Origin of the sequence: Agrobacterium sp. FDAARGOS_525 (genome assembly GCF_003938925.1) — a bacterium.
GTDB classification, from domain to species: Bacteria; Pseudomonadota; Alphaproteobacteria; order Rhizobiales; family Rhizobiaceae; genus Agrobacterium; species Agrobacterium pusense.
This window is the reverse complement of record NZ_RKIU01000004.1, coordinates 36,412-48,121: the sequence shown is the minus strand read 5'-3', so window position 1 is coordinate 48,121 and position 11,710 is coordinate 36,412. Positions and strand designations below refer to the sequence as shown.

Here is an 11,710-nt window from a genome sequence, read left to right as displayed (position 1 = left end):
TTCAGAACTCCTTGTTCATGGCGAGTTGCGACGAGGTACCGGTATCGTCGGGTTGTGATGCGAGCTGGAGCGCGGCAATGCGATCAATCAGCTCGGCATTGAAGAGACGGTGCTGCAGTTGACAGAAGGCTTTTGGCTCGAGCGCCTCGTACCGGTCCGTTTTTCGGGCGGCGCGGATGGCGATGCAGGACGTTTCGTCATTTGCCGGAGCTGACACGCCTGTTGCCGCATCCTCCCCTGGAGCAACAGGACCCGAAAGTCCGGCCAGCCTGTCGATCGCCTGCGGCGTGAGGATGCGGAAGGCGCTGGCCGATGCAACGTTTTCAGAGACGGCAAGCGCCGGCTCGGTATTCCTGATCAGGAGAGCGTTGCCGGCGAGCACTGCGGTCGCGCCCAATGCCAGCACCGTTGCGAGCTTGAGATGTCGAGGTTTGCGCTCGTCTGTCTTCTGACTGATGGAGGTCATGCCCTGCTCCTCAAAATGGATGATCGTGTCGTCAGGACCGTCCGGGAGGGAGGCGTTTGACTGGGACAAGGCTACGGCGGGTCAGCGCTGCGGGCACCTATACAGAGGTCTAGTTGGTATGGCGGAAGGTCGTGGCGGAATGGCAAACGCCGGGAGGAATTCCGTCAACGGCAATGCGTGCCACGGGGCCGGGGCATAAAAAACAGGGTTCGAAGGGAGAGCGTCAACCGAAGGTCAGGGCTGCGGTCCGAGAACCGATTCCAGGCATCCCATCAGTTTGCCGATATTGACCGGCTTGCGCAGAAAGGCGAGGGCGCCGCCGCTCAGGGCGGCGTTGCGGGTGCGGTCATCCTCATAGGAGGTCACGAAAATCATCGGCGCATGCTCGCCGCGCCGGTTCAACTCACTCTGCAATTCGATGCCGGAGAGGCCGGGCATCTTCACATCCACAACGATGCAGTCGATGTCCGCCTGCTGCTGCGCGTCCAGAAACTGTTCGGCAGAAGCAAACAGGCGGCATTGGTAACCGAAGGACATGATGAGATCGTCCATGGCTTCACGGATGGCAGGGTCGTCGTCAACGACGGCAATGACGGGAACGGGGGGCAATGAAAGCGACCTTTTCTGTTTTTCTTTCTTCCTCTATGCGCCCATGCCGCCCTCAAAGATACCATACTAAGATACAGGTGGGCGCATCTTCTCGCCGATCAGTTCCGCCTTGCGAACGAGATCGGCGACCGATCTCGCTTCCATCTTGCGCATCACATTGCCGCGGTGCAGTTTTACCGTGACCTCGCTGATGCCTAGCTCATAGGCGATCTGCTTGTTCATCAGACCGCGAACGACGGCGCTCATGACCTCGCGTTCCCTCGGCGTCAGTTGTTCGGCAAGGGAGGAGACGGCCTCGTTCTGGGCGCTTTCGCGGCGTCGTGATGCATCCCGTTCCATCGCTGCCGCGACGGCGTCCAGGATGTCCTGTTCCTTGAAGGGCTTTGTCAGGAAATCCACGGCGCCGGCTTTCATCGCCCGCACGCTCATCGGGATATCGCCGAAGCCGGTCATGAAAATGATCGGCATCCTGTTGCCGACGCGTTCCAGCTGCATCTGGAAGTCGAGGCCGCTGATGCCCGGAAGCCGCACATCGAGCAGCAGACAACCCGGCCGGTTCAGGTTGGCTTTTTCGAGGAAGGCAGTGGCACTGTCGAAAGCTTCGGCGTCAAACTTCATGGAGCGAAACAGATCGGTCAGCGCCTCGCGCATCGACACGTCGTCGTCGACGATGAAAACGACGGGTTGGGGTGGCTCCTTCGCCTGCTTGCGTGGGTCAGGCATGTTCCATCTCCTGGCTGATCGGCATGGAAATGGTAAAGACCGCCCCGCCGAGGGGGTGATTGTCACCGGTCAGCCTGCCGCCGCGCGCTTCCAGAGTGGTGCGGCAGATCGATAGCCCCATGCCCATCCCTGTCTCCTTTGTCGTGTAGAATGGTGAAAACAGCTTTTCCTTCATCTGCGCGGGGAAACCCGGTCCATTGTCGTGAACGGCAATATGGATATTGAGACCGTCTTCACGTTCTTTCCGCACCATGATGGTGCGATTGGTGCTGCCTGCCTCTTCCATCGCCTGAATGGCATTTGTGAGAAGGTTGATGAGGACCTGCTGCAATTCGATCCTGACGGCCGTTATTGGCGGAGTGGCCTGTTTCTCCACGTGGACGGCGGTGCCACTGCGCTCGAGCTCGTGTTCGAGAAGGCTGAGCGTTTCGTCAATGAACTCATCAAGATCGAAGGTTTCCGTCTTGCCGCTGGTATGGGCGAGCTGACAGCGTGTGTTCTGGATGATGTCGCTGGCGCGCTGGCCGTCACGGATCATGCGTTCGGCCGAACGGCGGGCCGCGGCGAGATCCGGCGGATCGCGATCGAGCCACCGCAGCAATGTCTGTGCATTGACGATGATGGCCCCTAGCGGCTGGTTCAATTCGTGGGAGAGCGATGCTGACATGGCGCCCACCGCCGCGGCCTTTGAAGCCTTCGTCAGCTCTGCCTTCGCTTCGGCCAGCGCCTTCAGCGCCATTTCGCGCTGGGTGATATCCACCATGCTCACCACCACGCGATTGAAGGCGGCGGCCTCGGCCGGAAAGCTGATGGAAAGAAGCACCAGCTTGTCTTCACCGCTTTCCGTGCGCACCACCACCTTGTCTTCAAAAACACGCCGGTTATCGATGATCGCCTGCAGGACATCGACGAATTTTCCGGAAGACGAAACGATCGATCGCTGAAGGGTTCCGCGCAGAGAGGAGTCGTAACCGAGCATTTCCTTTCCGGCCTCATTCGACGCAACGACCGTGATGAGGTCGATACATTGCTGCGTAAAACCCGGATTGGCGCGTGCGTGGGCGCGCATATCGGTGACGCCCTGTTGCTTGAGGCCCATCAACAGGGCGTGAAGCTTCGAATAGTCCCGCTCCCAGAGTGCCACGCGCGTGCGGTCGAAAATGGAGCGATAGCGCTCCTCGCTTTCTTTGAGCGCCGCGTTGACGGACAGCATCGCCAGCCGCGCGGTTTCGGTTTTCAGCAGCAGCATGGTGGTAACGGCGAGTGCCGCAAGGGCGACCACCAACCTAAGGGCAGACTGAAAGTCGGCGTCCTGCGCATGGGTCGCCGCATAGGACAGCAGCGATAGAATGGCGCAGGTGCAGGAGGTCGCGATGAGACCTGACCAGCTCACGGCCTGCGCGGCCAGAAGAACCGTGATGACATAAAGAACGGCGATCGCGCCTTCTATGTCGGTATAGGTGTCGACGTAAAATACTCCGGCCGCCAGCACCAGCGCGCCAATTCCAAAAACCAGATGGTGGGCTCCATCCTCCGGCTCTCGCGCGCGAAACATCATTGACGCAATCGACATTGTTCCCCCGATGCGATTTTTGCCGACAATACGGTTTTTTCAGCACAACCTGACCTATACATAGGTCTTGGGTGCCACCGCCATCTTACCATCACGATAGCGGCAAATGGGTGTGGCGCCATATGCAAAATTTTTACCCAAGACCTCGTCCACAGGGGCCCATTGCCTTTGCAATGCGCACCGGCCCTTCGCTCGTCAGACAGCTGCACTCACCGTAATCGGTACGCCTTTATAGGAAGGCGTTCCCGAAAGGCGATCATAGCGGCCTAGCGCGACCACCGCATTCATCTCGGGATAATAACCCGCTGCCGAGCCCTTCGGGATATCGTACTCAACAGCCGTGAAACCCTGAACGAGGTGGCGCCCCTCACTGTCTTTGGCGATACCGTGAATATCGATGCGGTCGCCATCCTTCAGGCCCCGTTCGGCGAGGTCGTGCCGATTCATGAAGATGACGTCCCTGCGGCCGAAGACGCCGCGATAACGGTCATCCATGCCGTAGATCGTTGTGTTGTACTGGTCGTGGCTGCGGATGGTCGTCAGTACGAGGGCGTCCGGATTGGAGATCAGCGGATCTTCCTCGATCCCGGTGGCGACAAGGAAATTGGCCTTGCCGCTCTCCGTGTTCCAGCGGCGGAAGGAGGCTGCGACATCAAGGCGGAAGCCGCCCTTCACGCGGACCCGGCTATTGAAATCCCTGAAGTCAGGGAAGACCTCTTCGATCTTGTCGCGGATGCGATCGTAATCGGCAATCAGCCAGTCCCAGTCAATGCCGTGACGGTTTCCGATGGTTGCCTTGGCGATGCCGGCGATGATGGCGGGCTCCGACCGCACAAGTTCGCCTGGCGGTTTGAGGAAACCGCGTGAGGCATGAACCATCGACATGGAATCCTCGACGGTCACCGCCTGCGGGCCGGAGGCCTGTGTATCCAGATCGGTTCGCCCGAAACAGGGCAAAATCAGCGATGTCCGTGCCGTCAGAAGATGCGAGCGATTGAGCTTCGTTGCAATGTGGACAGCGAGATCGAGTTTGCGCATACCTTCGAAGGTCGCGGCGGTATCCGACATGGCGACGGCGAGGTTTCCGCCAAGGCAGATGAGCGCCCGGGATTTTCCGGCGATGATTGCCTCGACGGCTTCTATGGCATTGTGGCCTTTTTCGGCGGAGGGGCGAAAACCGAAGGCGCGTTCCATGCCATCCAGCAGCGCCTTGTTCGGGATTTCGGTGATGCCGACAGTGCGATCACCCTGAACATTGGAATGGCCGCGAATGGGCGCTATCCCCGCACCCTGGCGGCCCATATTGCCACGCAGCAGCAGTAGATTGGCAATCTGCTGCACATTGCTCGTACCCTTGGCGTGCTGCGTTATACCCATGCCGTAACAGATAATGACATTGGAGGCGTTGACGTAAACCCGGGCAGCGCTCTCTAGCGCCTCCCTCGTCAGCCCGCTGACCGAGCAGATCGTATCCCATGAGGTGGCGTCGATATCGCTGCGCAGCGCGTCGAGGCCTGAGGTATGTTGCTCGATGAAGGCCCGGTCCAGTGCGCCGGCTCCGCCCGCATCGAGGCTTTCCGCATCCATTTGAAACACCGCCTTCATGATGCCCTTCAGGGCGGCCAGATCGCCGCCGGTGCGCAACTGATAATAGGCGGAGGCGATCGGAGTGGAAGAGAGCGTCGCCATTTCGATCGGGTCCTGCGGCGCGGCGAAACGCTCCAGAGCCCGTTCCTTCAACGGATTAAAAACGACGATCGGCACACCGCGTTTTGCGGCATTATGCAGCGTCGTCATCATGCGGGGATGATTGGTGCCCGGATTATGGCCGAAGCTGAAGATCGCATCCGCATGATCGAAGTCCTCCAGCGTCACTGTGCCTTTGCCGACGCCGATGGATTTCGGAAGGCCGACGCTGGTTGCCTCATGGCACATGTTGGAACAATCGGGAAAATTATTCGTCCCGAAGGCGCGCACGAAAAGCTGATAGAGAAAAGCAGCCTCGTTGGACGCCCGGCCTGACGTGTAAAATTCGGCCATGTCTGGGTCGCCAAGCTTGTTGAGCTCCTGCGCGATCAGGCGGAACGCATCGTCCCAGGCGATCGGCTCATAGCGATCACTCTCGGCATTGTAATGCAGGGGAAGGGTCAGCCTTCCGGCATCCTCGAGCTTGTGGTCGGTCCACTGCCACAATTCGGAGACCGTGTGCTGTGCGAAAAATTCAGGTCCGGATCGTTTGGCGGTCGATTCCCATGTGATCGCCTTGGCGCCGTTTTCGCAAAATTCGAACGATGAGGTGTGTTTGGGATCGGGCCAGGCGCAGCCGGGACAGTCGAAGCCTTCGGGTTGATTTGCCTTGAGCAGCGTCATGGTGCCCTGGGCGACGATCTGCTGGTGGGCGAGGGTTTTCGCGACGGCTTTCAACGCATCCCAGCCGCCGGCGGGATGATCATATTTTTCAATACCTTCCGGGCGTTCTTCTGTCATGTGGGATGTCCTTCGATTTTGCAGCCTGGGGATTGTCGTGCGCCACGACACTAGCCCACGTACGCAAGCTTAAACATCATACTCATGCATAGGTTGCCTGCTCACCAGAGGGCGAAACGAAAAGGCCGCCTCCTGCGGCGGGGGCGGCCTTTTGCGGATCGGGAGGGAGATCCGCGGCTCCGGGAAGGGGACGCCGGAGCTCCGGCTTCTGTGAGCCAATCGCCGAGGGGCAGGGCGACGGGCAAACGTTATCCCGGGCCGGCCTTAGCCGAAACTACACTTAGGTATCGGGTAAACTGTACCAGCAGCCGATTTCTCCTCACCCGTTCTTCTCCCTATTCTCGGGGCCGATCAGACAGCCGCAACAGGGACGCTCAACAACGGGCGGTCGATTGCCAAAGGAGAACGATCATGGACACGACAACAGCTTCCAGAAACCGCACGCTTCCACTTGCAACCCCGACCGATCTCGGAGCGGAGGCAAGCCGCGACATTGCCGCGGCGTTGACCGCCCTGCTGGCGGATGTCTTTACGCTCTACGTCAAGACCAAGAACTTCCACTGGCATGTTTCCGGTCCGCATTTCCGTGACTATCACACGCTGCTGGACGAACAGGGCGCCCAGATCTTTGCCATGACCGACGACATTGCCGAAAGGGCGCGCAAGATCGGCGGTACCACCATCCGCTCCATCGGACATATCGCCCGCCTCCAGCGCCTCCTCGATAATGACGCCGACTTCGTCACGCCTGAGGATATGCTTGCCGAACTGCGCGAGGATAACAAACAGCTGACCGCCATCCTGCGGCAAACGCACAGCCTTACCTCCGACCTCAACGACCACGCGACCACCAGTCTCATCGAGAACTGGATCGACGAGACCGAGCGGCGCACATGGTTCCTGTTTGAAACCACGCGCCGTGCGCGCTGAACGCAGGACAGGAAATGGCCGGCAATCCCATCGAGCTCGCGCTTTCCAGACGGCACCTTCTGCTGGCGGGCGCGGCACTTTCCACGGCGATGGCCATGCCATCGGCAGCTTTTTCAAACTCCACCCCACCTCCCACCGAAGGAGCATTTCCAATGACGGAATCATTCGTAAAGACCAAGGACGGCGTCGATATCTTTTTCAAGGACTGGGGCCCGAAGGATGCCCAGCCGATCGTCTTCCATCATGGCTGGCCATTGTCATCCGACGACTGGGACGCGCAGATGCTGTTCTTCGTAGAGAACGGTTATCGCGTCGTGGCGCATGACCGCCGCGGCCACGGCCGGTCGCAGCAGGTGAGCGACGGGCACGACATGGATCATTACGCCGCCGATGCCTTTGCCGTCGTAGAACATCTCGATCTCAAAAATGCGGTTCATATCGGGCACTCAACAGGCGGTGGCGAAGTCGCCCGTTATGTCGCAAAATTCGGCGAGCCGCACGGCCGTGTCGCCAAGGCCGTGCTCGTCTCCGCTGTTCCGCCGCTGATGCTGAAGACGCCGTCTAATCCCGGCGGCCTGCCGATCGAAGTCTTCGACAGTTTCCGCAAGGGCGTCGCCGATAATCGCGCCCAATTCTTCCTAGATGTCCCGACCGGCCCCTTCTACGGTTTCAATCGTCCGGACGCGAAGGTCTATCCCGGTGTTATCAAGAACTGGTGGCGTCAGGGCATGATGGGTAGCGCCAAGGCCCATTACGATGGCGTGAAGGCTTTCTCGGAAACCGATCAGACGGAAGACCTGAAGGCAATCTCGGTGCCCACGCTCGTCCTTCACGGCGATGACGATCAGGTCGTGCCGATTGCGGCCTCCGCCGAATTGTCGGTCAAGCTTCTGAAGAACGGGACGCTGAAGGTGTATAAAGGTTACCCGCATGGTATGCTCACCACCCATGCAGACGTTATCAATCCCGATCTGCTGGCTTTTGTGAAAGGCTGATCGCGTAAGGCGCCGCTGCCAGCGAAAGCGGGCGGCGGCCGGTTTCCACGGAGAAGGAGATTTCGATGCCGTCAGACCAGCTGATGAAACTCCTGTCCTTCGTGACGGGATCGCGAGCCTGCCGGAGATGGAGGATATCCAGCTTGAGCTTCCGCTCTCGTGCAGAACAGGGCGGGATATTGAGGGCGACGCCGGGCTGAAGCAGTCGAGGTCAAGTCCCAGCACCAAAGTGCCAGCCGCGTGCTTCGATCGCCACCGTTGACAGTCGCTTATTGTATCGCAAACCGGTGAAACTACATCCGGGTACCATTCCCGGCTTTTAACGAAAAACTCCAGACACAAGACTTGCCCATCGATTGGCACAACGTCGCTATCAAGTATGGAGAACCGTGATGTCCAACGAAGTCGTATCGCTCCTGGCGATCCGCAAGGTTTTAAATGAGTTTTGCGAAGATAATCGTCTTCCGATCGGCTGCGCCATGGCCGTCGATGCCGCAAGATACCTGATTGGAATTGCCTCAACAGATGAGGTCGAACGTTTAACCCTGCGACTGTCGCTGGATCAGTGGATGAAGGAACGGATTGCTGCTGCCGCCTGAAATGGCTCGGCTTGGTATAAAAGCCGCCCCAAATCGGGGGCGGCTTCTTTGCGTTATAGAAAGACCAGACGCAATACGTAGTGAAGCGCGGGCTGATCCCGCGCTTGTCTGACGGGATTCAGCGCAGCTTTCGGAAAGCTTCCCGCAGCTCACGGGAGAAAATATCGGGCTGCTCCCAGGCTGCAAAATGCCCGCCGTGATCCACCTGATGATAATAGGCGAGTGACGGATAGGCCTGCCTGCTCCAGCTCTCGGGCGCCTGGTAGATCTCCTTGGGAAACACCGTGATACCGACGGGGATCTTAATGTCGCGGGTCTTCTGGGCGTCCGCGCTGAAGTTGTTGTTGTTGTTTTCCCAATAGAAGCGTGCGCCAGAGGCGCCGCTGTTGGTCAACCAGTATAAGGTGATATCGTTGAGCATCTCGTCCCTTGAAAGAACGCTTTCGGGCTCACCATTGCTGTCGCTCCACTGCGCGAACTTCTCATAGATGAACGATGCAAGACCAATGGGAGAATCCGAGAGAGAATATCCGATCGTCTGCGGTCGCGTAACCATCATCGCGCCGTAAGCAGCGTTTCTGCCGAAAAATGTCTGCAGAGCGTTGTAGGCATCTCGTTCGGGAGGCGAGAGATCTGCCGGCGCAGCGTCACCGCTGCTGATACCCCTCATCAGCGTTCCGGGAACTGTGGCTGGCATAGTGAGGTGGATGCCAAGCAGACCCTTCGGAGCTTGGCGTGCGAGAGCATCGGAAATGACCGAGCCATGGTCGCCACCTTGGGAGACATAACGTGTGTAGCCCAAACGCTTAACAAGAACGTCCCAAGCGCGTGCAACACGATCCGGTCCCCAGCCGAGATCTGTTGGGTGACCTGAAAAACCATAACCGGGTATCGAGGGAATGATTACATCGAATGCATCTTCGGCTTTGCCCCCATAGGCGGTCGGATCCGTCAGCGGGCCGATAACCTTTGTGAACTCGAAGATTGAACCCGGCCACCCATGGGTAAGGATGACAGGCAGGGCATTGGGGTGGCGTGAGCGCACATGAATAAAGTGGATGTCGACACCGTCGATACTGGTGATAAACTGAGGCAATGCGTTGAGCTCGTTTTCGGCGTTTCGCCAGTCATAGCCGCTGCCCCAGTATCGAACGAGGTCCTGAACCCGCGAGAGCTGGATGCCCTGGGAGATATCCCCCACAGTCTCCCTGTCCGGCCAGCGTGCATTTCTGATTCTCGCCTTGAGGTCGTCAATCTGTGATTGGTCGATATGCACGTGGAACGGGTGAATGCTATCGTCTTCCCGAGCTGTCAGCGAGTGTGCTGGTTTGGCAGTTTCCGCTGCAAGGGCCGGGGAAAAGGCCATCAGTACGGCGGCCATGGCAGACCCAAGCACCATCGCGGTGCCGCGTGCGGTTTCCGCCGGATGAAGTATGTAGGTCATATTTCTCTCCATATGATAAGTTTTGCGATTATTTCCCACCCGAGACTGTTGGATGTTGCTCGTGTCCCGGCTGCTAGGTTCGACCTGGTGTTGCGTCACAGAACGCCGGTTCCGACACGGCTGACGCCGCGGGGTGCAGCAGACCGGAGCGCGCCGTCACGTGCCTGGCGAAAATTGGTGTCACGGAGTGAGAATGGCGCGCGGTTCGAGCATGCCATCGAGGCCGAAGGCACCGATTTCCCTGCCAATGCCAGACTGTTTGAAACCGCCAAAGGGCGCGCGGGGATCATGAGGAGCGCCGTTGATGACGACGCGGCCTGCCACCAACCTTTCGGCAATTTTTTCGGCACGCCTGAGGTCGGATCCGAGCACATATGCCTGAAGTCCATAATCGCTGTCATTAGCGATCTCGATGGCCTCGTCTTCGTTGTCATAGGCAATAAGGCAGAGGACCGGGCCGAAGATCTCCTCGCGAGCGATGCGCATGTCGTTCCTGACCCCGACAAAGATTGTCGGACGGGTGAACCAGCCCTTTTCCATTCCAGCCGGCCGCCCGGTGCCGCCCGTCAGCAGGGTCGCCCCTTCGTCGATGCCGAGTCGGATATACGCCTGAATCCTCTCCCACTGCGCAGCGTTCGCGAGAGGTCCTATCCGAACCTCCGGATCGCGGGGGTTGCCGACCTTGAATTTCCCAGTCTCCATCCGGAGCTTCTCCGAAATCTCTGTGAGGCGGGACCGAGGGGCGATGATGCGGGTGCCCGCGACGCAGGCCTGACCGCTGTTTGCAAAACCTGACATCAGGGCAACAGGGATCGCGGTTTCGAGGTTGGCATCCGGAAGGATGATTGTGGGCGCCTTTCCTCCGAGCTCAAGAACCAACCTTTTCATGCCGTCGATCGCGGAGCGCTGAATTATTTTTGCGGCCTGAGTGGAGCCGGTGAAACTGATGGTCGCAACGTCGGGATTCTGCGTCAGCGCCGCACCGACCACGGGGCCCGTGCCGTTAATGACATTGAAGACCCCCGCCGGAAGGCCGGCCCGGTGCAGCCTCCTCAGGAATAAATCCGTTTGAAATGCGCTCTGTTCTGCCGGTTTGATGACGAGGGACGAACCGGAGCCTATCGCGTGGGCAAGCTTGGTGGCGATAAATCCGAAATTGCTATTCCAAGGTGTGATGGCGGCAAGAACGCCGCGGGGCAGCATCCTGACCGTGCTTTTGCCCACAACACGGTCAAAGTCGTAGTTCCTAACGGTCTCGGCCATCACATCAAAAACTGAAGCGGCGTTCTGAACAGAGAACGCCGTAAAATAAGCGGGTGCGCCGTATTCTTCGGTCATGGCTTGCGCAAGCTCATCCGGCCTCTCGGCGACCACATCGCGCAAGCTGCGCAGCATATCGATACGCTGCATCTTGGTTGAGGCCGCCATGGCCGGAAAAGCGCGTTTTGCAGCTGCCACCGCCGCCCTTGCATCATGGGTGTTGCCGAGACGGACCTCGCCGATTTTTTCTTCGGTTGCCGGATTGAAAAGGTCCAGCCGCTCATCGCCGACCGGGATGACAAATTCACCGTCGACGTAGATCTGTTCTATTGTTCGCATTGATCTGGCCTCATTGAAGGTCGGAAGTTCGGTTCGATGGTCGCAGCGTAACGCGGCGAACTGCCCCCAAAGGAACTTCCGTGAGTGGATTGGAGGGGCACGCGGAGGTGAAAGCGTGAAGCGGCTGCGACATGCGCCGAACCTCTCCCAGGGTCACATCGCTCAAAGCAAGCCCAGAAGTCCCGTAAGCGGCGAAGGCTCGTCTGAACTTGCGTCATAGACACAGGGCACCGCGAATATTGCCGAGAGCACGAGGGCGATGACGAGCCAACGCGGGCGGAAAAG

General features: G+C 58.9%; 10 protein-coding genes. 3 read left to right on the top strand and 7 right to left on the bottom strand.

Annotated elements, in window-relative coordinates:
* Nucleotide 1: 1 nt before the first annotated feature.
* The 5 genes from EGT36_RS16725 to EGT36_RS16705 form a co-directional block, all read right to left on the bottom strand.
* The gene (locus tag EGT36_RS16725) at nt 2–466 is read right to left on the bottom strand and encodes a hypothetical protein (protein ID WP_125270631.1); all 465 of its coding nucleotides are present in this window, start codon (nt 464–466) and stop codon (nt 2–4) included.
* 234 nt (nt 467–700) lie between these two features.
* Entirely contained in the window at nt 701–1,075 is a 375-nt protein-coding gene (locus tag EGT36_RS16720; protein ID WP_004444449.1) for a response regulator transcription factor, read from the bottom strand.
* A gap of 66 nt (nt 1,076–1,141) precedes the next feature.
* Nucleotides 1,142–1,798, bottom strand: coding sequence for a response regulator transcription factor (locus EGT36_RS16715; protein WP_113730722.1), 657 nt, complete (start codon nt 1,796–1,798; stop codon nt 1,142–1,144).
* Nucleotides 1,791–3,371: a sensor histidine kinase gene (locus EGT36_RS16710; protein ID WP_125270630.1), complete on the bottom strand. Its 1,581-nt coding sequence runs from the start codon at nt 3,369–3,371 to the stop codon at nt 1,791–1,793. Before EGT36_RS16710 ends, EGT36_RS16715 begins: the two co-directional genes overlap by 8 nt.
* Nucleotides 3,372–3,566: 195 nt before the next feature.
* A complete protein-coding gene (locus EGT36_RS16705; RefSeq protein ID WP_125270629.1) occupies nt 3,567–5,858 on the bottom strand; it encodes an FdhF/YdeP family oxidoreductase in 2,292 nt (763 codons plus the stop codon).
* 411 nt (nt 5,859–6,269) lie between these two features.
* On the opposite strand from EGT36_RS16705, the gene EGT36_RS16700 reads away from it, so the two are divergent.
* The 3 genes from EGT36_RS16700 (at nt 6,270) to EGT36_RS16690 (ending at nt 8,382) form a co-directional block, all read left to right on the top strand.
* Nucleotides 6,270–6,788 (top strand): Dps family protein, encoded by a 519-nt coding sequence (locus EGT36_RS16700; RefSeq protein ID WP_125270628.1) that lies wholly within the window; start codon nt 6,270–6,272, stop codon nt 6,786–6,788.
* A gap of 14 nt (nt 6,789–6,802) precedes the next feature.
* On the top strand, nt 6,803–7,783 hold the full coding sequence (locus tag EGT36_RS16695; RefSeq protein WP_125270627.1) for an alpha/beta fold hydrolase: 981 nt from the start codon (nt 6,803–6,805) through the stop codon (nt 7,781–7,783).
* A 392-nt stretch (nt 7,784–8,175) separates the two neighbouring features.
* Nucleotides 8,176–8,382 (top strand): hypothetical protein, encoded by a 207-nt coding sequence (locus tag EGT36_RS16690; RefSeq protein WP_022563949.1) that lies wholly within the window; start codon nt 8,176–8,178, stop codon nt 8,380–8,382.
* A gap of 118 nt (nt 8,383–8,500) precedes the next feature.
* Here the strand turns inward: EGT36_RS16690 and EGT36_RS16685 are convergent, their stop codons facing one another.
* On the bottom strand, nt 8,501–9,826 hold the full coding sequence (locus tag EGT36_RS16685) for an epoxide hydrolase family protein (protein ID WP_125270626.1): 1,326 nt from the start codon (nt 9,824–9,826) through the stop codon (nt 8,501–8,503).
* 180 nt (nt 9,827–10,006) lie between these two features.
* Nucleotides 10,007–11,425, bottom strand: a complete 1,419-nt coding sequence (locus EGT36_RS16680; RefSeq protein WP_125270625.1) for an aldehyde dehydrogenase family protein — start codon at nt 11,423–11,425, stop codon at nt 10,007–10,009.
* Between the last annotated feature and the right edge of the window lie 285 nt (nt 11,426–11,710).

Bases quoted from the DNA above. Each gene is read 5' to 3' on its own strand.
- EGT36_RS16700 (WP_125270628.1), top strand. From the start codon at position 6,270: ATGGACACGACAACAGCTTCCAGAAACCGCACGCTTCCACTTGCAACC.
- EGT36_RS16705 (WP_125270629.1), bottom strand. From the start codon at position 5,858: ATGACAGAAGAACGCCCGGAAGGTATTGAAAAATATGATCATCCCGCC.
- EGT36_RS16695 (WP_125270627.1), top strand. From the start codon at position 6,803: ATGGCCGGCAATCCCATCGAGCTCGCGCTTTCCAGACGGCACCTTCTG.
- EGT36_RS16725 (WP_125270631.1), bottom strand. From the start codon at position 466: ATGACCTCCATCAGTCAGAAGACAGACGAGCGCAAACCTCGACATCTC.
- EGT36_RS16690 (WP_022563949.1), top strand. From the start codon at position 8,176: ATGTCCAACGAAGTCGTATCGCTCCTGGCGATCCGCAAGGTTTTAAAT.
- EGT36_RS16680 (WP_125270625.1), bottom strand. From the start codon at position 11,425: ATGCGAACAATAGAACAGATCTACGTCGACGGTGAATTTGTCATCCCG.
- EGT36_RS16715 (WP_113730722.1), bottom strand. From the start codon at position 1,798: ATGCCTGACCCACGCAAGCAGGCGAAGGAGCCACCCCAACCCGTCGTT.
- EGT36_RS16710 (WP_125270630.1), bottom strand. From the start codon at position 3,371: ATGTCGATTGCGTCAATGATGTTTCGCGCGCGAGAGCCGGAGGATGGA.
- EGT36_RS16685 (WP_125270626.1), bottom strand. From the start codon at position 9,826: ATGACCTACATACTTCATCCGGCGGAAACCGCACGCGGCACCGCGATG.